Source organism: Niallia sp. Sow4_A1 (genome assembly GCF_052116745.1).
Classification (GTDB): Bacteria; Bacillota; Bacilli; order Bacillales; family Cytobacillaceae; genus Niallia; species Niallia hominis.
In genome coordinates this window covers 17241-38537 of the sequence record NZ_JBQKKM010000047.1, presented here as the reverse complement: position 1 = coordinate 38537, position 21297 = coordinate 17241, and the positions used below count along the sequence as shown (strand labels likewise).

At 36.8% G+C, this 21297-nt stretch carries 17 protein-coding genes and 1 riboswitch; of the genes, 14 read left to right on the top strand and 3 right to left on the bottom strand.

All coding sequences use genetic code 11. The annotated features are described in order from the left end of the window. Both ACTQ5K_RS20490 and ACTQ5K_RS20485 read left to right on the top strand, forming a co-directional pair. The coding region (locus ACTQ5K_RS20490) for a hypothetical protein (protein ID WP_441994254.1) at positions 1–219 on the top strand (219 nt) is incomplete at its 5' end. 254 nt (positions 220–473) lie between these two features. Then, positions 474–1556 (top strand): NAD(P)/FAD-dependent oxidoreductase, encoded by a 1083-nt coding sequence (locus ACTQ5K_RS20485; protein WP_031540195.1) that lies wholly within the window; start codon positions 474–476, stop codon positions 1554–1556. 257 nt (positions 1557–1813) lie between these two features. On the opposite strand, the gene ACTQ5K_RS20480 is transcribed toward ACTQ5K_RS20485, so the two are convergent. Then, positions 1814–2617 (bottom strand): hypothetical protein, encoded by an 804-nt coding sequence (locus tag ACTQ5K_RS20480; protein ID WP_441994253.1) that lies wholly within the window; start codon positions 2615–2617, stop codon positions 1814–1816. Between the two features lie 267 nt (positions 2618–2884). Here ACTQ5K_RS20480 and ACTQ5K_RS20475 point away from each other — a divergent pair, with 267 nt between their 5' ends. After that, the gene (locus tag ACTQ5K_RS20475) at positions 2885–3211 is read left to right on the top strand and encodes an MGMT family protein (RefSeq protein WP_048719240.1); all 327 of its coding nucleotides are present in this window, start codon (positions 2885–2887) and stop codon (positions 3209–3211) included. 635 nt (positions 3212–3846) lie between these two features. On the opposite strand, the gene ACTQ5K_RS20470 is transcribed toward ACTQ5K_RS20475, so the two are convergent. Further along, positions 3847–4797, bottom strand: coding sequence for an L-lactate dehydrogenase (locus ACTQ5K_RS20470; RefSeq protein WP_441994252.1), 951 nt, complete (start codon positions 4795–4797; stop codon positions 3847–3849). Positions 4798–5173: 376 nt separating this feature from the next. Then, a riboswitch (TPP riboswitch) is annotated at positions 5174–5273 on the top strand. 140 nt (positions 5274–5413) lie between these two features. On the opposite strand from ACTQ5K_RS20470, the gene tenA reads away from it, so the two are divergent. The 11 genes from tenA to pgmB all read left to right on the top strand — a co-directional run bounded on the left by tenA (position 5414) and on the right by pgmB (position 18969). After that, entirely contained in the window at positions 5414–6100 is a 687-nt protein-coding gene (gene tenA, locus ACTQ5K_RS20465; RefSeq protein ID WP_031540179.1) for a thiaminase II, read from the top strand. Then, positions 6097–6693 (top strand): ECF transporter S component, encoded by a 597-nt coding sequence (locus ACTQ5K_RS20460; protein ID WP_031540180.1) that lies wholly within the window; start codon positions 6097–6099, stop codon positions 6691–6693. The genes tenA and ACTQ5K_RS20460 overlap by 4 nt, the downstream gene beginning before the upstream one ends. After that, entirely contained in the window at positions 6671–8287 is a 1617-nt protein-coding gene (locus ACTQ5K_RS20455) for an ABC transporter ATP-binding protein (protein WP_035416772.1), read from the top strand. Before ACTQ5K_RS20460 ends, ACTQ5K_RS20455 begins: the two co-directional genes overlap by 23 nt. A 16-nt stretch (positions 8288–8303) precedes the next feature. Then, positions 8304–8987, top strand: a complete 684-nt coding sequence (locus ACTQ5K_RS20450) for an energy-coupling factor transporter transmembrane component T family protein (protein WP_441994251.1) — start codon at positions 8304–8306, stop codon at positions 8985–8987. 274 nt (positions 8988–9261) lie between these two features. After that, the gene (gene treP / locus ACTQ5K_RS20445) at positions 9262–10695 is read left to right on the top strand and encodes a PTS system trehalose-specific EIIBC component (RefSeq protein ID WP_441994256.1); all 1434 of its coding nucleotides are present in this window, start codon (positions 9262–9264) and stop codon (positions 10693–10695) included. 600 nt (positions 10696–11295) lie between these two features. Then, on the top strand, positions 11296–12552 hold the full coding sequence (locus tag ACTQ5K_RS20440) for an extracellular solute-binding protein (protein ID WP_251628997.1): 1257 nt from the start codon (positions 11296–11298) through the stop codon (positions 12550–12552). Between the two features lie 231 nt (positions 12553–12783). Further along, positions 12784–14085 carry a sugar ABC transporter permease gene (locus ACTQ5K_RS20435; protein ID WP_349205191.1) on the top strand — a complete coding sequence of 434 codons (1302 nt, stop codon included), beginning with the start codon at positions 12784–12786 and terminating at the stop codon, positions 14083–14085. 1 nt (position 14086) lies between these two features. Next, positions 14087–14923, top strand: coding sequence for a sugar ABC transporter permease (locus tag ACTQ5K_RS20430; protein ID WP_109768770.1), 837 nt, complete (start codon positions 14087–14089; stop codon positions 14921–14923). 111 nt (positions 14924–15034) lie between these two features. Next, positions 15035–15907, top strand: a complete 873-nt coding sequence (locus ACTQ5K_RS20425; protein ID WP_349205192.1) for a DUF1189 family protein — start codon at positions 15035–15037, stop codon at positions 15905–15907. Between the two features lie 12 nt (positions 15908–15919). Next, the gene (locus ACTQ5K_RS20420) at positions 15920–18196 is read left to right on the top strand and encodes a glycoside hydrolase family 65 protein (RefSeq protein ID WP_349205193.1); all 2277 of its coding nucleotides are present in this window, start codon (positions 15920–15922) and stop codon (positions 18194–18196) included. 113 nt (positions 18197–18309) lie between these two features. Then, positions 18310–18969, top strand: a complete 660-nt coding sequence (gene pgmB / locus ACTQ5K_RS20415) for a beta-phosphoglucomutase (RefSeq protein ID WP_349205194.1) — start codon at positions 18310–18312, stop codon at positions 18967–18969. A 315-nt stretch (positions 18970–19284) separates the two neighbouring features. Here the strand turns inward: pgmB and ACTQ5K_RS20410 are convergent, their stop codons facing one another. Continuing rightward, the gene (locus tag ACTQ5K_RS20410) at positions 19285–21051 is read right to left on the bottom strand and encodes a glycoside hydrolase family 13 protein (RefSeq protein WP_349205195.1); all 1767 of its coding nucleotides are present in this window, start codon (positions 21049–21051) and stop codon (positions 19285–19287) included. Positions 21052–21297 lie beyond the last annotated feature (246 nt).

The following is a 21297-nucleotide window of genomic DNA, read 5'->3' as shown; positions in this document are numbered from 1 at the left end:
CGCTTGTGGATTGGATTGAAGGATGACCTATCCATCCAAACGATATATGGGAAATGGGAAAAAGAAAAAAGCCTAAATACATCAAAGAAAGAACATCGACCGAAAAGAAAAGTACCCACAAAATTAGTAACAGAAACCGTGCGTCAGAACATACCATACTTAAATCAAGCGATTGGAAAACCCGTTCACTTTGCCTTACAGGGATTAAAAGGTTTTTAAAAAAGAAAAAAACGAAATTTTGATGAAAGAAAACATTTAGAAAACGGATACAAAATTAGAAGTTTTACTTTATAAAAAGGGAGCTAAAAAAAACTCCCACAAAAACTTGACTCAATCAGTTTTATATATAGGATTGAAAAAATTCAAAAAAAAAGGTAGTATTTAAATGAGAATGATAATCAATATAACTAATAGACAGAACGATTTAAACATATATATAGTACAAAACTTTCAAAATAGGAGTGAGCAGGTTAATGGATCATAGAGAACTATTCGATGTGACAATAATTGGTGGCGGACCAGCAGGACTGTATTCTGCTTTTTATAGTGGATTAAGAGAAATGAAAACAAAAATTATAGAATTCTTGCCACAGTTAGGCGGAAAGCTGCACTTATATCCTGAAAAAATGATCTGGGATGTTGGTGGCATCACTCCAATGCCAGGTGAGAGGTTAAGAGAGCAGCTAGTACAGCAAGGACTGACCTTTAAGCCTGAGGTAGTAACGAATACGAAGATTCACTCCATTTCAAAAGATAAGGAAGGAATTTTCTTATTAGAAACGGATTCAGGACAAATTCATTACTCCAAAACGGTTATTGTAGCAGTAGGAAGCGGAATAGTCACTCCACAAAAACTAAAAATAGAAGGTGCCGAAAGGTTTGAAGTCTCCAATCTAAACTATACGGTGAAATCTTTAATGCACTTTAGAGATAAAGTGGTCGTTCTTTCTGGTGGCGGAAACTCAGCAGTGGACTGGGCACTTGAACTAGAGCCAATTGCAAAAAAAGTGTATTTAACATGTAGAAAAGATACACTTGCTGGTCACGAGGCAAAAGCAAGAGAATTGTTAGAAAGCAATGTTGAATGTTTATTCCATACTTCTATTACTAAACTGATTGCTAACGAAAACCATAATCGTATTGATTCAGTTGAATTAACGAATACAAAGTCAGAAGATGTAACCACTGTAAAAGTGGATGAAGTAGTTATTAATCATGGATATGAAATGGATTCTTCCTTATTAAAAAATAGTAAATTAAAAATTGACATGCTTGAAGATTTTTACATAGCAGGTAATGTTAATAGTGAGACATCTGTGCCAGGTATATTTGCGGCTGGGGATATTCTTAAGCATGAAGGTAAAGTTCATTTAATTGCAGGAGCTTTCCAAGATGCAGCGAATGCAGTCAATAAAGCTAAATTATATATCCAGCCTGAAGCAAGCAACAGTGCTATGGTGTCGTCCCATAATGAACTATTTGAAGAAAAGAATAAAGAATTAATTAAAAACATGATTCATTGCGACGACTGTTCAGTGATGAAAGTACGTGCATAAACTTTATTTTTAAGTGGTTTCAAAAAAAGAGTTATTGGAGAAGGAGATTTACTTTTCCAATAACTCTTTTTTTGTTATATAGATAGGGGATAGGCTGAAAAGCATGCGAGTTTGGCTGAAAAATCGAAAAGTTTGGCTGATAAACCGAAAAATTTAACTGAAAAGAAGATTGAAGTAATCCGATAAAACGAAAATCCTGCTGAAATCAAGTTAGTTATAGTGGAATTATTCAAGTTTGCGCTAGCCCCAGTTACAAATCATTCTGTTGAGACAGTCATCATTAATGCATTTATCGGTACTTCTGCTGTTTCAAGAGTATAAACAATATTTCCTTCTTCCCATCTCACAGTAATTTCTACTTCCTCTGCATTCTCTGGATAGTTTACTTCGATTCTTCCGTTCTCATTAGGAACAGGGAGCGCATTCTCTTCCAAATAATCCACCATTTTTCTGGCGATATCAGCGGTATCTAATTCATCAGCAGAGATCGATTTAATTTGCAGGACCCAACGTCCTTCTTTCCAAACCAAATACGAACTTCCAGCTGCTCCTTCTTTCATTCCCGTAATTTGATAGCCTAAGTCTACTTTCATATCATCTGGTATAGACTCTAAGGAAACCTCTGGGAAAAGTTCCTTTTGTTTGCTAGAATCATCGAATGTTTCTGCCTTAAACCTTGCAATCATGTTCTCATTAGTAGCTAACGATTCATCATTGATCGTGACTGGTTCTTGTGTTTGATAAAAGGAAATAGAATATTCATCTGTTTCATTTTTATTAATTTTGGCACCTATATATTCAGTATCTGTTATGGGGAATTTTGTTGGCAATTTAGATTCTTCCATTTTTAGCATAGACCGGATTTCTGTCAATTGTTCATTGGTTGAGGAAGGATTGGGTTCCTCAGTCGTTTGATTTCCTTCTGCACTAGCTTGTCCATCCGCATTTTCTTCCTTTGCAGGTGAATCAGCTTGACTTGCTTGACTATCTGTTGACTCATTGGAGCAGCCACTTATGATAAGCGAAAAAGTGAAGAGTAAAAAGAATAAAATATTTTTCATCCATAGAACTCCTTTCTAAGTATTGTTAGTAGATTTATTCCCTATAAAAAGAAAAAAATGAGTTTTATAAAAATCTTTATAAAAAATAATGTTTGGCATTGGAATAAGAAAGAGTTGATGGGGTAAGTCGCAAAAAAAGAAAAACAAACACATACAAATTTCCCTAACCCAATCACTGAACCAATAAAAGTGCAATCTTCTTTAAATGCGTTACAAAACTCTGATAAAATGTTTAAAAGATATTATATAAGACAGGAGATATAAAGAATGAAGCCTTTCACGAAAAGGGTGGTCGACATTATTTGTGCTATTCCAAAGGGAAAAGTAATGACATATGGGCAAATTGCGAAGATTGCTGGAAGTCCAAGGGCCGCAAGACAAGTAGTTAGAGTTCTTCATACCTTATCGGAGAAATATCAACTTCCCTGGCACAGAGTGCTTAATAGTAAAGGATGCATTGGATTAACAGGTGAACATGGTCAGCTTCAAAGAAGGATATTAGAAGAAGAGGGAATGATATTTCAGCAAAATGGATCGATAAATTTAATAGAGTATGGTTATGAGCCACTACATCTAATAGAAGAAATGGAATAAAGAGGCTGGGACAAATCTAAATAACTAATCTTTAAAGACGAACAATCTCTAATTTAGCTCTTAAATAAAGCTACTTTTTCATATTAGTTATTTATGGTTTCAAATATATTCAAGTGTAAAAACTAAGTCGTTCCATTGCGCTACAGACGGACGATGCGCCGGGGAGGAAGCTGAGCCTCCTCGCTGCGAGACCACTGAAAAACTGATAGCTATTGATGCTTGGTCGTAACCGCCTTTTAAACTTAGATATGTAAATTGTTTTCCGAGGTGCCCACTTGCTTTCCATGGGGCGAGCGCCGAGCCGCTTCGTCGCTACGCTCCTGCAGGGTCTCGGACTTTCTCGCTGTTCCCATAGGAGTCAAGCGGTCACCTCTCCAAACCAACTTAATATTCGCTTTCAAATAAATAAATTCTTATTTTATTTAGAGATACTATACTTTTTCAGTGCCCTCCTCGCTGCGCTGCGGGGTCTCAGCCTTTCCTCTATTTCCCGCAGGAGTCGACCGTCCTCCGCTCCATTTCACTTCATTTTTAAACCTTTTTCTAAAATATAAATACGAACGATCATGTAAACTTACCGCATAATCGTTCGTATTTATTGTTAGCTGAAATGTTTATGTCCCAGCCTCTCTAACTTAATTTAAAGCAGAGTTCATTGTTTGTTTAAGTACTTCCACAGAGTGGTTAAATTGTTCTGCTTCTTTTTCATTTAGTTTTAGTTCAAGAACCTCACGGATTCCTTGACGATTAATAATAGCAGGAACACCAATATAGATATCTTTATGGTCATACTCTCCATCTAGGTATGCAGATACTGGTAAAATAGAATTTTCATTTCCAAGAATCGCTTTGGTAATACGGACAAGGGACATTCCGATTCCATAATAAGTCGCACCTTTACGCTCAATAATATGATAAGCAGCATCGCGGACATTAATGAAAAGTTCATCTAGGTCTTTTTGAGAGTATTGATCATTTTTAGCTAGCTTTGTATCAATGCTTTCTAATCCAATGGTTGTACTACTCCATACTGGTAGCTCTGTATCTCCATGCTCACCGATAATAGCAGCATGAATGTTGCGTGTATCTACATCGAAATACTCCCCTAGCATATAACGGAAACGGGCAGAATCTAATGTAGTCCCAGAACCGATTACTCGCTCTTTAGGAAGACCAGACTCTTTCCAAACGACATAAGTAAGAATATCAACTGGGTTTGTGGCAATTAAATAAATGCCATCAAATCCGCTAGCAGTAATTTCTTTCACAATGCTTTTGAAGATGCTTGTGTTTTTGGCAACTAAATCTAAACGAGTTTCTCCTGGCTTTTGAGGTAGACCTGCAGTGATAACAATTAAATCAGCATCTCCACAGTCAGAATAGTCGCCTGCCCATACTTTCGTTGGAGCCGGGGCAAATGGGATCCCATGATTTAAATCCATTGCTTCCCCTTCTGCTCTTTTTTTGTTTACATCAATTAAAACAAGTTCTTCTGTAACACCTTGGTTAATTAATGAATAAGCATAGCTACATCCTACAGCACCTGTACCAATTAAAACGACACGATTTATATTTTGTTGTTTCATCTTTTGCAACTCCCTTTTTCAAATTTAATAGATTAATAGTATTTAAAGCTATTTCATTACAAATGGAGAACAAGATTCGTTAAACAATTACTTTGTAGCTACTTTTCTCCATAGTATCTTATAAATCTTTCTTTTGTAAAATGTTATTACTGTTTATATAGTGATTATATACTTAAATTATGTGAAAAACATCACATGAATATGTCTATTTTGTGAAAGTTCTTCAATAATAGGAATTCCCAGCCACATATTAGAAGTTACTTTAAAAATATACCCTTTTAACAAATGAGGTAAGCAGAATAATTAAAAAAGAATGAAGGGAAAATGATTGACAAAAATTAGAGGTTTTAGGTAATGTATTAAGTAATTGAATAGGAAAATCCACTGGGGGAGCCTTTTTGGCTGAGACAAGAATACTTGGACCCTTTGAACCTGATCTAGTTCATACTAGCGTAGGAAAGTGGAGTCGGCCTAGAATAATACTGTTATTTTATTCATGATAAAGCCACTCCATTTTTTGGAGTGGCTTTTTAGCATTGCAAAGTTGCTCCATGTTTTCCTTTTCATTAAAAATCTTAATGTAGGTCTTCTAGGACCAAAAGAAGGAGGAAATCAAGTGAGTTTTTCACAAGAATTACGCAAGCAAGCTGAACCAATCTTTCAGGCAATTTTTGAACATCCATTTGTTCAAGGGATTGGCAAGGGGGATTTAAAGAAAGAACAGCTCATTCATTATGTGAAACAAGACTTTGAATATTTAAATGCCTTTATGAAGATTTACGGATTGGCGATTTCAAAAAGCACGAACAGAAAGGATATAGAGCTATTTAATAACCAAATTTCCTTTGTGCTACATAGTGAAACACATCCGCATAATAATTTTTGTGAAGTAGCAGGTGTTAAATACGAGGACCTACAAGGGTTTCCGGTAGCTCCTTCTGCTCACCATTATATCCGACATATGCTAACGGTTGCCCATCAAGGCGGCATAGCGGATATTATAGCAGCTCTTTTGCCTTGTCCATGGACTTATGTAGAAATCGGGAAAAGGCTTTTAGAAAAGGTAAATCCAGATAGTACCCATCCTTTTTATGACTGGATCCATTTCTATGGTGATGGTCCTATGACTGTCACAACACCTCTTTGTCAGCGATTAGATGAACTTGCTGAAACGCTTAATGAAGAACAGAAAGGCAAGCTAATGGAGTATTTTCTATTAAGCTGTCAACTAGAATATAAGTTTTGGGATATGGCTTATCATCTAGAAGAGTGGCCAGTGAAAACCTTTGAGGTGATTGTATGAACTGGAAAATTAAAGAGGTAGTCTTATTAGTTGTAATTGCCGTAGCATGTGGGGTTCTTTATATGGGATGGTCCACTTTATGGCTCCCAATTTCCGCACTTGTCGGGCCAGTTGGAGCTAACTTTATGTTCGGAATATGGGTTATTGCGAGTCCAATCGTTGCCTATATTATACAGAAACCAGGTGCGGCCTTAATAGCAGAAGTAGTTGCAGCATCAGTAGAGCTTTTAATTGGCAGCCATTTTGGTTTATCCGCATTATTAATAGGCGTATTTCAAGGAATTGGAGCGGAAATAGCTTTTGCAGTCTTCCGCTATAAAAAATACCATGTTTCAGTCTTAATGCTGTCAGGGGCACTCGCAGCTTGTGGAAGCATGTTATATAGCATTATTGCGAATGGTTTTTCCTATTATACGACGACGACACTCATTCTAACCTTTATTATACAGGTAATTAGTGGTCTTCTTTTAGGAGGATTATTAGCCAAAGCAATTGTGGAGGGGCTTGGTAAAACAGGTGTCCTGAATGGATATGCTATTTGTAGATCGAATCGGAAGAAGGAGAATAATGATGAGTTCATTGTTAGGATGTAATCATCTATCTGTGCGCTTTTTTGAGGACAAGGAGCCTGTCCTCAAAAAAGTTACACTGCATATTAATCAAGGAGAAAAGGTATTAATTCTCGGTCCGAGTGGCAGTGGGAAATCTACTATTATATCTGTTTTAGCTGGCATTATTCCGGAACATATAGAAGCCTATGTGTCAGGAGAAGTAATTAGAAGGAAAAGGGCAGGTGTCCTTTTCCAAAATCCTGATACACAGTTTTGTATGCAGCATGTAGATGAAGAAATTGCCTTTAGTTTGGAAAATAGAAAAGTGCCTAGGGAACAAATGGATGGGATAATCTTTGAGGTGCTTGAAACAGTAGGATTAATGATAGAGCCACATACCCCTATTGCAAACCTTTCAGGAGGAATGAAGCAACGGTTAGCGCTAGCTTGTCTATTAGCATTAGAGCCAGAAGTACTCTTTTTGGATGAACCCACTGCGCAGCTTGATCCTTCTGGCAGAAAAGAAGTTTTTGAAGTGATAAAAAATACAGCAGCTAGAACTGGTCAAACGATGGTGATGGTCGAACATGTTTTAGATGGATGTATAGAATGGATGGATCGTGTTATTCTCTTGAATAAAAATGGGCAGATAATTGCTGATGGGAAACCTGAAATGGTCCTTAGACAGTACAAAGAGGAGATGCGAGAAGCTGGAATTTGGATTCCCCAAGTCTACCCTTGTAAGTGGGAGGAATTCATTCAAAATGAAAGTCATCCAAGGAGATTAGAACTAATCAATAAGTATGAAAGCCAAAATGGCATAGAAAAGTCTGGAGGGCTTGACGATCCGCTTCTTGAAGTGAAGCATTTAGAAGCTGCTTATAATAAAGAAACCATTCTAGAAAACATAGATTTAACCGTGAATAAAGGAGAATGGATTGCGGTAATTGGGAACAATGGGGCAGGTAAAAGTACTTTCTTAAAGATCCTTGCTCATTTGAAAAAGAGCAAAAAGGGAGATATTCACTTTCATGGAAAGGCCTTGAAAAAGTGGAGAGAAAGAGACTTATATCAGCACTTAGGCTTTGTATTCCAAAATCCGGAGCTTCAATTTATTAATCAAACGGTCTTTGATGAAATTTCGTTTTCTGGTATGCAGTATCAATGGAAGGAAGCGGATATTAATCAGCGAACTATAGAGCTTTTGAAGGAATTTGGTTTAGAGCCATTTCAAAATCAGCATCCTTTTAGCCTTAGCTTTGGACAGAAAAGAAGATTGAGTGTAGCGACCATGCTGTTATTAGATCAAGATATTCTTTTATTAGATGAACCTACCTTTGGGCAAGATGCGAAATCTTCTCATGATTTATTACAGGTTCTTGAAAAAAGAAAGAAGGAAGGAACTTCTATTATAATGGTTACACATGATATGGATATTGTCGATCAATATGCAGATAAGGTTGTAGTCCTACATCAGAAGAATATTGCTTTTTCTGACCATCCATATCTTCTTTTTTCCAATCAAGAGCTTTGTAAAGAGCTAGCTGTTGTACCTCCTCTTCATTATCAATTAATCGCAGATTTAAAGGAGGCTGGAGACAATCAAAAGCAACGAGTCTTACCTATCACATCTTAATCCAGCGATAAAATTAATGACACATATTTTGTTAATGGTTATCTTAATGACGATTCAAAGCGCATTATCTACATTAGCAATCTGGATATATGTGATGTTACTTGGTTTAATGCTAGGAGGATGGAAGGGGAAATTTCTTGTTAAAGTGCTTCTTCCTTATTCCGTCTTTTTTGTACTTACATTTTGGATGTTGGCAGCATTTGGAAAAGGAGAAACAGTTGTTTGGAAGTGGGCATGGTTTCAAGTAACAGAAGAAAGTATAAGAAGTGGCTTCCTTATTTCTATGCGCATGCTTGCCTTCGTTACAATTGGCCTGCTTTTTACTACAACGACTAATTTATATGAATTAATGATGAGTCTTATCCATCAATGGAAATTGTCTCCGAAATGGGCATATGGAATGCTGGCAGGATTTCGCTGTATTCCCATGTTTCAATCTGATTTAGCACAATTGAAAGAAGCACATCGGGTTCGAGGGTATAAACATAGCGGAACATGGAAAGCCTTCTTCCGTTATGCGGTTCCTTTGTTGACACAAGCTATACGTCGTTCAGAGCAAATGGCAATGGCGATGGAGGTAAGAGGATTTACAGGGGAAAGGGATCGAACGTATTTTCAAAAAACGTTTATCACTTTATATGATTATCTTTATATTAGTGTGATGTTAATTGTGGGAATTTCTCTGGCACTATTACTGTGAGTTATAAATAAGCAGATCTATACATTTATTTATTACAATAGCATTTTATCTTTTTGTAGGGAATAAATTGTAGAGGTCTGTTTTTTTTTGCGCACTAGTTTCCTATCTTTTTCTGTTTCAAAATATTTATTTTTTATTATATTGACACCTCCTGTATATACAACTATAATGAAAACGTAATCAAAAACTTGTATATACAGGTTTTAGGTATGCAATAGGAATTATAAATGATTGATAAATACATGGGAGAAAAGGAAAAAAGGAGGAAAGAATGATGGGGAAATACACAGAACAGGCAAAAGAACTTCTTGAACACGTTGGTGGAAGCGAAAACATTTCTGTTGTGACACATTGTGCAACAAGAATGCGCTTTGTTTTAAACGATTCATCTAAGGCTGATATAGACAGCATTGAAAAAATAAAGCTTGTAAAGGGAACATTTACGCAAGCAGGGCAGTTTCAGGTCATTATCGGAAATGAAGTCTCATCTTTTTACAATGAATTTATTGCTATTGCAGGAGTGAGTGATACATCAAAGGATGAGGCAAAAGTAGCGGCAAAACAAAACATGAACTTTCTGCAAAGAATGATAGCCCATTTAGCGGATATTTTTACCCCTCTAATCCCAGCTATCGTAGTTGGGGGATTAATTCTTGGTTTCCGAAACGTAATTGGAGAAATCAAATTAGTAGAAGACGGAACAAAAACTTTAGTAGAGGTTTCACAATTTTGGGCGGGAACAAATAGTTTCTTATGGTTAATAGGGGAAGCAATATTTCACTTCCTGCCTGTAGGGATTACGTGGGCAGTGGCAAGAAAAATGGGAGCTACTCCAATTCTTGGGATTGTATTAGGGATTACATTAGTATCCCCGCAATTATTAAATGCTTATTCGGTAGCTTCTGCAGAAGAAATTCCATTTTGGGATTTTGGTTTTGCTCAAGTTGACATGATTGGTTATCAAGCGCAAGTGATTCCAGCTATTTTAGCGGGTTTATTACTTTCTTTCCTAGAGTTACGTTTGCGTAAAATAGTGCCAAATGCCATTTCGATGATTGTTGTACCATTCTTTGCATTAGTGCCTACTGTTTTAATTGCCCATACCGTACTAGGTCCAATCGGATGGAAGATAGGTTCAGTCATTTCAGATGTTGTATACTCTGGATTAACCTCTACTTTAGGCTGGTTATTTGCAGCAGTATTTGGTTTTGCTTATGCACCACTTGTCATTACAGGATTACATCATATGACGAATGCAATTGATTTACAATTAATGAGTGAATTTGGTGGAACAAATCTATGGCCAATGATTGCATTATCCAATATTGCACAAGGATCAGCGGTACTTGCGATGATTTATTTAAATAGAAAAGACGAAGAAGAAAAACAAGTATCCATTCCAGCAACAATCTCTTGTTACTTAGGAGTAACAGAGCCTGCCATGTTTGGTATAAACTTAAAATACGGCTTCCCATTTCTAGCCGCAATGATTGGGTCTTTATTTGCCGCCATTATCTCTGTTGGATCAGGTGTAATGGCAAACTCTATTGGAGTAGGTGGAATACCAGGATTTCTATCAATTCAACCGAAATATATGGCTATATTCACAATCGCAATGGTAGTTGCAATTGTTGTACCATTTATTTTAACAATCGTTTTCTCCAAACTTAATATGGGGAAAGTTTCGTTAAAAAGAGTAAAAGGATAAACCTTTATTAATAAGAGCCAAAATTATTCGCTTAAAGAGGAATAGTTTTGGTTTTTTTGCTTTATTGAGTGGAAGTGGATGCTCTCTGCGCCTGTTAGTAGGAAAAGAAAGATGGAAAGGTAACAGAGAGCCCGTCTCTGAGCCCGAAAACAGGAAAAGAAAGACGAAAAGGTAACAGAGAGCCCGTCTCTGAGCCCGAAAACAGGAAAAGAAAGGCGGAAAGGTAACAGAGAGCCCGTCTCTGAGCCCGAAAACAGGAAAAGAAAGACGAAAAGGTAACAGAGAGCCCGTCTCTGAGCCCGAAAACAGGAAAAGAAAGGCGAAAAGGTAACAGAGAGCCCCCTCTGAGCCCGAAAGCAAAAAAACAAAGTCAAAGAAGTAACTGAGGAAGGAACCCCATCAAATCACCACTAATCCCAAATAACGGTTAAACCATAGAAAATACGCATTTTTACGTATATTTACCCAACATTAACGGAATCTACGCATTGATGTGTTTGCGTGTTACATTCTGTTATCGGTAACACTGAGAAAGCGATTGCATTAAAACGTTTTCAAATTTACAATGAGAATGTGAGATAAACAAGGAGGGAAAATTTCATGAAAAGTTATAAAAAACTATTAATGTCAGGAGTAGCATTACTTACTGCATTCGCTTTAACCGCTTGCGGCAATGATACAAAAGATAGTTCAAAAGGCGAATCTACTGACGGAAAACAAACATTAACCGTGTCAGTTGATGGCGATGGGTATAAAGAATATATTGAAAGCATTAAAGGTGATTTCGAATCTGAAAATAATGCAGAAGTAAAAGTAGTAGTAATGGCAATGACAGATCAAGCAGATGCTTTAGCATTAGATGGTCCTGCCGGAACTGGTCCAGATGTATTTATCGCTCCTTATGACCGTGTTGGTTCAATGGGTAGCCAAGGTCATTTAGCTGAAGTGACAACACAGCCAGAAGGAATTACAGATACAGAATCAAAGCTAGTAACGTTTGAAGGAAAACAATATGGTACACCATTTGTTATCGAAACTTTAGTAGGTTTTTATAATAAAGATTTAATTAGCGAAATGCCAAAAGATTTCTCAGAGGTAGAAGCATTAACAAAAGATAGCAAATATGCATTCGCATCTGAGTCAGGCAAAAACACTGCATTCTTAGCAAAATGGACAGACTTCTATTTTAGCTATGGATTAGTTGCAGGATATGGTGGATATGCATTTGGAAGCGAAGGAACAGATCCAACTGATATTGGTTTAAACAACGAAGGTACAATCGATGCAATTAAATATGCGAAAACTTGGTATGATCAATGGCCAAAAGGTATGCAAGACGTAACTGGTTCTGGTGACTTCATTACGGAAATGTTTACTACTGGTAAAACAGCTGTAATTATCGATGGTCCTTGGATGGCATCTACTTATCAAGATGCTGGTGTAAACTATGGTGTTGGTGCAATTCCTACATTACCAAACGGTGAAAAATTCGCTGCATTTGGTGGAGGAAAAGCTTGGGTAGCTTCTTCTTATGCTCAAAACCCAGAATTAGCTGCTAAATGGTTAGAGTATGTTGGTAATGCTGATAATTCAACAAAATTCTTTGAAGCAACAAACGAAATTCCTGCAAACACTATCGCACGTGAAGCAGTTCCTGCTGATAATGAATTAGCACAAGCTGTTATTGCAAACTTTGAAAACGCTTCTCCAATGCCTAATATTCAACAAATGGCTGAAGTATGGGATGGCGGACAATATCTAATGTTTGATGCTGTTTCTGGTGCAAAAACACCTGAACAATCCGCAGAAGATACAGTGAAAAATATTAAAGAATCAATTGAACAAAAATACAAATAAGTTATGAAAAGAGGAAGGTGGCATTTAGCTCCCTTCGGTGGAAATTTCTAATTATCATAGCAGATAATTAGAAATTTCTTCTTTCCTTAACGCAATCGTTTGCATTGAAAAAGCTTTCAAAAGCGAATTGGTTTATCAAAAAAAGTTGGTCGAGTGATGATTTCTTTTGGTAAATCAATAAATTACCATTTATGCAACAATATGCAATTTATAGAAAGGGGATAGCCCATAATGAGTCAAAATGAAACATACCATAAGCAGAAAGCATCCCTGTTATCCATTATTCCTGGATTAGGACAGTTTTATAATAAACAAGCATTTAAAGGAATAATCTTCTTTGCTCTCTTTTTAGTTTTTGTAATAGAGATGGCACTTACTGGATTTCAGGCTTTAGAGGGTTTAATAACATTAGGAAGTGTACCTCGTGATGATCACTCGTTATTCCTAATGATTAAAGGAACACTGCAATTAATCTTATCTGTTATCTTTTTATTCTTCTATATCTTGAATATCATTGATGCTCGCAAAATTGGAGCTTTAAGAGATAGAGGAGAAAAAATTAATACAAAAACAATGGATATTTTGAAAAACCTTTGGGAGCAAGGATTCCCATATATCTTTACATTCCCATCTTATATATTAATGGCTTTCATCATTATTTTTCCGGTATTAGTAACATTATTCATTGCTTTTACAAACTATGATTTTCAGCACATTCCACCATTTAAGCTAATTGATTGGATTGGATTTGAGAACTTTACAAATATTTTCTTCTTAAGTTCTTATCGTGCAACATTTATGAAAATTCTTGTATGGACATTGATTTGGACTTTTGGTGCAACCACTTTACAAATTGTTCTTGGAGTCGTTGCAGCGGTTGTATTACATCAGAAGCATGTAAAAGGAAAATCATTTTTCCGAATTCTATTCTTATTACCATGGGCAGTACCAGCATTTATTTCTATCATGGGATTCTCTAATATGTTCAATGACAGTATTGGTGCCATCAACGCCCAAGTAATTCCGTTGATTAATCACCTTCCGCTCATTGATATACCGGCAATCTCTTGGAAGACAGATGCGACTTGGACAAAAACCGCGCTAATTATGATTCAAGGATGGCTTGGCTTCCCGTATATTTTTGTCATGGTAACTGGAGTACTGCAATCTATCTCAGATGATCTATATGAAGCGGCAAACCTTGACGGAGCAACTGCTTTGCAGCAATTCCGCAACATTACATTACCGATGATTTTATTCGCTACAGCGCCAGTTATGATTACGCAATATACATTTAACTTTAACAACTTCTCTATCATCTATTTATTCAATGAAGGTGGGCCGGGAAGCATCGGCTGGAATGCAGGATCGACAGATATTCTCATTTCATGGATTTATAAATTAACAACAGGTCAAGCACCACAATATGCAGTTGCAGCAGCGGTAACACTGATTATTTCTGCAATCGTAATTGCGGTATCACTCATAACGTTTAAGAAAACAAATGCTTTTGGCAATGAGGAGATGATGTAGGATGAGCATGAAAGCATCGCGACTAATAAATAGAATATTGACGTATGGTTTTCTCGGAATCCTATCAATAGTAATCATTTACCCATTATTGGTAACAGCATCAAGTGCATTTCAAGCAACCAATATGGCGGCGTTTACGTTGAAATTGGACGCAAACTGGGGACTAGATAATTTCCAAAGACTTTTCAGCGAAACAAACTATTTAAGCTGGTATAAAAATACAATTATTATCGCTATCGCAGTAATGATTGTGCAAGTAACATTGGTAACACTTTCTGGATATGTATTTAGTCGATATCGCTTTGTCGGAAGAAAATATAGCTTGATTTTCTTCCTAGTTATTCAAATGGTTCCAACAATGGCAGCATTAACTGCTTATTACGTACTAGCAACTGTACTTGGAGCAATCGATTCCTATTGGCTACTATCATTAATCTATATCGGCGGTGGAATACCGATGAATGTATGGTTAATGAAAGGATACTTTGATACAATTCCACGTGAATTTGATGAAAGTGCACGTATTGATGGAGCTGGTCATTTGAGAATCTTTGTACAAATTAATTTACCATTAGTGCGTCCAATGCTTGCAGTTCAAGCTTTATGGGCATTTATGACACCATTTAATGATTTCTTATTATCTAAGTTCTTATTACGCTCCAACGAATTATTAACATTGGCAGTTGGATTACAAACATTAATTTCCAACCCACGTGAACAAAAGGTAGCATTATTCGCAGCGGGGGCAGTACTAGCAGCATTACCAATTGTAGTCTTGTTCTTCTTCCTGCAAAAGAACTTCGTATCTGGTTTAACAAGCGGTGGTTCAAAAGGATAAAAATAAGAAAATATTAGTTTAGAGGGGTGTCCGCTAAAACGGAGTGTGTGATGCGGACGCCTCGAAAATAAGAAACAACGAAGAATTTTAAAGTAAGAGAGTGGGATTACAATGAAGAAATCGGAACCATTTTTGATGCAATATTTTAAGTCAATTATTACACCTACAAATGTATTCAAGGGTAAGAATTTATTAACATGGCCAAAAATGATTTTCCTTTTTATTTTCTTAATTGCATGCATGATGATGCCGACCTCTATTCAAATGGCTAAATTGACTACCTTCCCATTTGAGTTTTTATTTCCCCGGACAGCCGAATTAATAACGGATGATTTTGTTGAAGCATTGTCCTCTAAGCAAGTGAAAGAAGGAAAACTAATAGATATAGATAATCAATATGCAGAAGAAACAGGTGGAAATGTTATTGCAATTGACAAAGACAATAAATATGAGATGACTGGGGAAGATCAGACATTTGGTATAAAAGGATATGCCAATGCCATTGTTTTTAAAGAAGACTATGCAGTAATTGCGGAAGATAATGGATTCGGATTTCAATTGTATTATCCAACAAATGAGGAGAAATATCCTTTTAAAATAGAAAGCAAGGAAGATGTCCTGCAATATATCGGAACTTTATGGTATGTGCAGAACAAAGCCTTTCTTCTGCCAATCCTGTTACTATTACTAGCTGGTTTATATATAGCGATGAATGTGCTGCAATTTCTATTTATGTCACTTGTTTTATGGCTAACAAAGAAATCCAATTTTACGAATATAAGAACCTTTAAAGAGGCAGCGAACATTGTCCTTAATGCAGCAGGTTTACCAACCATTTTAGCAGTAATTTATGGATTCATTCAATTTGATGTAGCGACATTAATCATGATTCAAGGACTTGGAACGGTATTAATGATTGCATTTGCATTTTTTAGAACAGGTTTTAAGGAAAAAGGATTAAAGGTAGATTCAGATAAAGCATAGGGAGAGAAGATTATGTCGAATAAGCGCCTTTTCGAAATAAACAGCTGGAAGCTAATATCAAATAAGTTGGAAAAAAAAGAAAAGCGATTGCAGGAAAGTCTAACCTCCATTGGAAACGGATATATGGGGATGCGCGGCAATTTTGAAGAAGGCTATTCAGGGGATTTCCATCAAGGTACGTATATTGCTGGTGTATGGTTCCCCGATAAAACAAGAGTCGGCTGGTGGAAAAATGGATATCCTCAATATTTTGGTAAAGTGATTAATGCGCTAAATTTCATTGGTGTTGACATCTATGTGGACGGTGCAAAAGTAGATTTATACAAGGAAAACATCACTGATTTCCACCTTGAGTTAGATATGAAGGAAGGAATTGTGAAAAGAAGCTTCATCCTTCAAAAAGGAGAAAATCGCATTCAGTTTGAGTTTGAGCGTTTTTTAAGTATTGTTGCTAAAGAAATTTGTGCAATAGATATAAAGGTAACAGCACTCACGGGAGTGCATAAGATCGAATTAGTTCCGTTTTTAGATGGTGATGTTACAAATGAAGATTCCAACTATGATGAGAAATTCTGGGGAGAGATTGTCAGAAAAGTAGAGGCTAATTCAGGGAACCTAATAATGAAAACGGTTGATAATCCGTTTGGAACGCCAAGATTTGCGGTATCTGCTTCCATGATCAATACAATTAACCACCTTGAAGTAACTTCTTATAATGAAAAGCCAATGTATGTTGCCAATGCTTACAATAATAAGCTTAAACAGGGGGAAACAATCCAGCTTCAGAAGTATGTGGCGGTCACTACCTCTCGTGATTGGGAAGAAGAAAGATTGGCAACAGTTTCCGATAGGCTAGCAAAGCAAGCGAAGGAAAAAGGATATACTGCTTTAAAAGAAGAGCATATTGCCGCATGGGCAGCACGTTGGGAAAAGGCAGATGTTCAAATTGAGGGAGACGAAGAAGCACAGCAAGGAATACGTTTTAATATTTTTCAATTATTCTCTACTTACTATGGGGAGGACGCTCGCCTGAATGTAGGACCAAAAGGCTTTACAGGAGAAAAGTATGGAGGGGCCACTTATTGGGATACAGAAGCATATATTGTGCCGATGTATTTAGCGGTTGCAGAGCCTATAGTAACAGAACAGTTGTTGCGTTATCGACATCAACAGCTTCCTGGCGCAGAACATAATGCGAAACAGCAAGGGCTTAAAGGGGCATTATATCCAATGGTAACTTTCACTGGTGTAGAGTGCCATAATGAATGGGAAATTACATTTGAAGAAATACACCGTAATGGGGCGATTGCGCATGCCATTTTTAATTATGCAACATATACAGGGGATGAAACCTATGCATTAAATGAAGGATTAGATGTGTTAGTAGGAATCAGCCGCTTTTGGGCAGATCGTGTACACTATTCGAAAAAGAATGATCAATACATGATGCATGGGGTAACAGGACCAAATGAATATGAGAATAATGTAAATAACAATTGGTATACAAATAAGATTGCAACTTGGACACTTAGATACACATTAGCATTACTTGAAAAAGCTGCTCCGCAAAGAAAGGCAGACTTAAACATTGGAAAAAGTGAGTTAGTTAAATGGCAGGAAATTATCGATAAGATGTATTTCCCTGTAGATGAAGAATTAGGTATCTTTGTCCAGCATGACACGTTCCTAGACAAGGATCTTCGTCCAGTGGATACCTTATTAAAAGAAGAAAGACCGCTTAATCAAAATTGGTCTTGGGATAAAATATTGCGCTCCTGTTTCATTAAACAGGCTGATGTTTTACAGGGATTGTATTTCTTAAATCATGAATTTAGCTTAGAAGAGAAAAAGCGCAATTTTGACTTTTATGAACCAATGACGGTGCATGAATCAAGTCTATCACCATGTGTTCATTCTATTTTAGCAGCAGAAATTGGGCTAGAGGAAAAGGCATATGAAATGTATCAACGTACGGCTAGATTAGACTTAGATAATTATAATAATGATACAGAAGATGGGCTGCATATTACTAGTATGTCTGGAAGCTGGCTAGCTATCGTACAAGGATTTGCCGGGATGCGCACAGCAACAGGGACTCTTTCCTTTGCGCCATTTGTTCCTAAGGGTTGGAATAGTTACTCCTTTACAATCAATTATCGTAATCGATTGATTAAAGTAACAACCACTTCTGTTGATGTAAAATTAGAGCTTCTATCTGGAAACCCACTAGAAATTCAGTTATATGGTAAAGCTGTTTTATTAGAAAAAGAGTTTGTTGGAAAGAAATAAATAGTAGAAGGAAAGGAGCACTGATTAATTATCATTTTAATGCTATATGAGGAAAGGCAGGCATTAGAATGGAATGAAAGCAGGGCTCCTTTTTAAATAGGGAGGGATACAGTTTGTTAAAAGGTATAATTTTTGATTTAGATGGAGTTATTACAGATACAGCAGAGTACCACTATTTAGCATGGAAGAAGACAGCTGAAGCAATTGGCGTACCGTTTAATCGCGAGTTTAATGAAGAGTTAAAAGGTGTTAGTCGAATGGACTCGCTTTATAAAATATTGGATTATGGCAGAATACGTGAGCAATTTTCCGAAGCACAAGTGGAAGAGCTGGCGCATGATAAAAATACGTATTATCAAGAACTAATAAAAGAAATTACCCCTAATGATTTATTGCCAGGGATTGAAGCGTTTTTGACAGAATGTAAAGAAGCAGGTTTGAAAATTGGTCTTGCATCGGCAAGCAAAAATGGACCAGTAATTTTAGATAGATTAGAAGTAACGTCTTTCTTTGATACCATTGTAGATCCTGGCACTTTAAAAAAAGGAAAGCCTAATCCTGAGATCTTTGTAAAAGCAGCAGAGCAATTGCAGTTACAAGTAAATGAATGTGTTGGTGTGGAGGATGCCGAGGCAGGCATTCAGGCAATAAAGGGAGCAAATATGTTTGCGGTTGGTGTTGGAACACCTGAACGGATGAAATTAGCAGATTGGCAAGTAGGCAGTACTGCAGAAATTACTCTTGCACGATTAAAGGAAAAGTTAGCTGAATAATAGGGGACAGGAGAATGGAGCGTATGATGCGCTCTGTTCCTTTTTTGTTTTTGGTGTGATAGTGGTTCATAAAGGGGACGGATGAAAGCCAAAAGTGGTGGAGGCATCGGGGAAAAGTGGCGTTCATAAGATGGATGAAAGCCACAGGCGGTGGGGGCATCGGGAAAAGTGGGGTTCATAAAGGGAATGAAAACCAAAAATAGCAGCAAAAAGCAGAAAAACCGCAATTCCATAGGAGAAAAATAAAAAAACGAGACTTCCAATAGTACTCCAAAGTCTCGCTTTACGATATCTGCCTCCTAGTAAACTTATAAATTAATTAGAAGTCTTAAACTGCAAAATGGAAAACTCACCTGGAGAAAGAGTTAGTTCTTTTCCGTAACTCCAGATAATCTCTTTATCATGATAAAGATCGTGAACATTTTTATTATCGATATCTTGTACGGGAATCGTAAATGTTAGTTCTTGGTCCGAATTATTTATAGAGAAAATAATGTGCTCTTCCTTATATGTTTTTTGGTACATAACAATATTATTATCTGACTCCAAAAAGACAAAAGAACCTTTGTTTCCAAATGCCAGATAGTTCTTACGAAGCATAATTAACTTTTGGATGTGAGCAAATAAATCAAGATCCTGCTTTTCTTTTTCCCAAATCATACATTTTCTGCATCCTGGATCTTGTGTACCATCCATTCCTATTTCATCCCCGTAGTAGATACAAGGTGTTCCGGGGAAGGATAATAGGAATAGATAGAGGAGTTTGACTTTATCCTTTCGATTATTGGCAAGCGTCAAAATACGCGGGGTATCATGACTGTCTAATAGATTAAAGGATACTTCGTTGATGCTATTTGGATACATATGAAGCACATTGGTAATCGTATGTTTAAACGCTGTGGAAGTAATGGAATCCTTCGCAAAGTAATTTACTGCACCTGTTGTAAACGGATAGTTCATTACTGCATCAAATTGGTCCCCTTGTAGCCAAGGCATGGAGTCGTGCCATATTTCTCCAAGGATATAAGCATCTGGATTCAACTGCTTTACTTCTGTACGGAACTCTCTCCAGAATTGATGATCTACCTCATTTGCCACATCAAGTCTCCATCCATCAATGCCGAATTCTCTTACCCAATAGCGGCCAACTTCTAGTAAATATTCCTTCACTTCTGGATGGCTTGTGTTTAGCTTTGGCATAAATGGGGTAAAAGCAAAAGTATCATAGTTTGGAATTGGCGCAGTTTGAATTGGGAATTCACGAATATGGAACCAATCCTTATAAGCAGACTCTTCTGCTTTTTCCATGACATCTTGCCACTGAGGGAAGAAATAACCACTGTGATTAAAGACAGCATCTAACATAATCCGAATGCCATTTTCATGGAGAACATCTACCATCTTTTGAAACGTTTGTTTATCTCCAAATTGTGGGTCGATTTCCATATAGTCGATCGTATCATATTTGTGATTGGAATATGCCTTAAAGATTGGTGTAAAATAAACCCCGTTAACTCCTAAATCAACAAGATAATCTACATGATCAATAACACCTTGGAAGTCACCACCAAAGAAATTAGTTGGCGTTGGTTCTGTGCTTCCCCACTCTAACGTATCGGCGGGATTAAGAGCCGGGTCGCCGTTAGCAAAGCGTTCTGGAAAAATTTGATACCAAACTGTATCTTGTACCCAGTCTGGAGCGTTAAAGGAATCTTCTTTATGCACAAAAGGAATACAAAAATAATAGGCAGTATCGTCCGTTGGAACTTCTTCATAAAATCCCTTTTCGGTATAAATCAGTGTTTCCCCATTAGATAAAAGTTCAAATCCGTAACGTAAGCGTCGGTATTCAGGTTTTATTTCAATAAACCAATAATCATAAAGCTCCGTGCTTCCGCTTTTTTTCATTGCTGCCTTTTCATATTGCCATGCTTGATTAACAAAAATGTAAGGGTCTCCAAAAATGAGCTGAACAGAATCTATATCCGCTTTTTTTGTTTGCAAGCGGATGTGTACGGTGTCGTCATTATAAATATAAGAAAAATTATTGCCTGGTCGATGATAAATAGCTTCTTTTAACATAGAATCTCCCTTTCTACGCAAGCGTTTGCATATTTTGAAGTTGAGTATCGAGCAAAAAACAATTATAATATAAATAGATAAAAGGAAAACGTTTGCACTCCTCTATTATCAACCCAATCGCTGTTTTTATCAAGCATATTTGTAGAAAAGTTTAGATATTTACCCAATCGTTATTTCTCCTCACTCAAAGTTAAGTGCAAGCTTTGAAGATTTCGTAGAGGATAGATGATGACTGGCCGTAAAGTG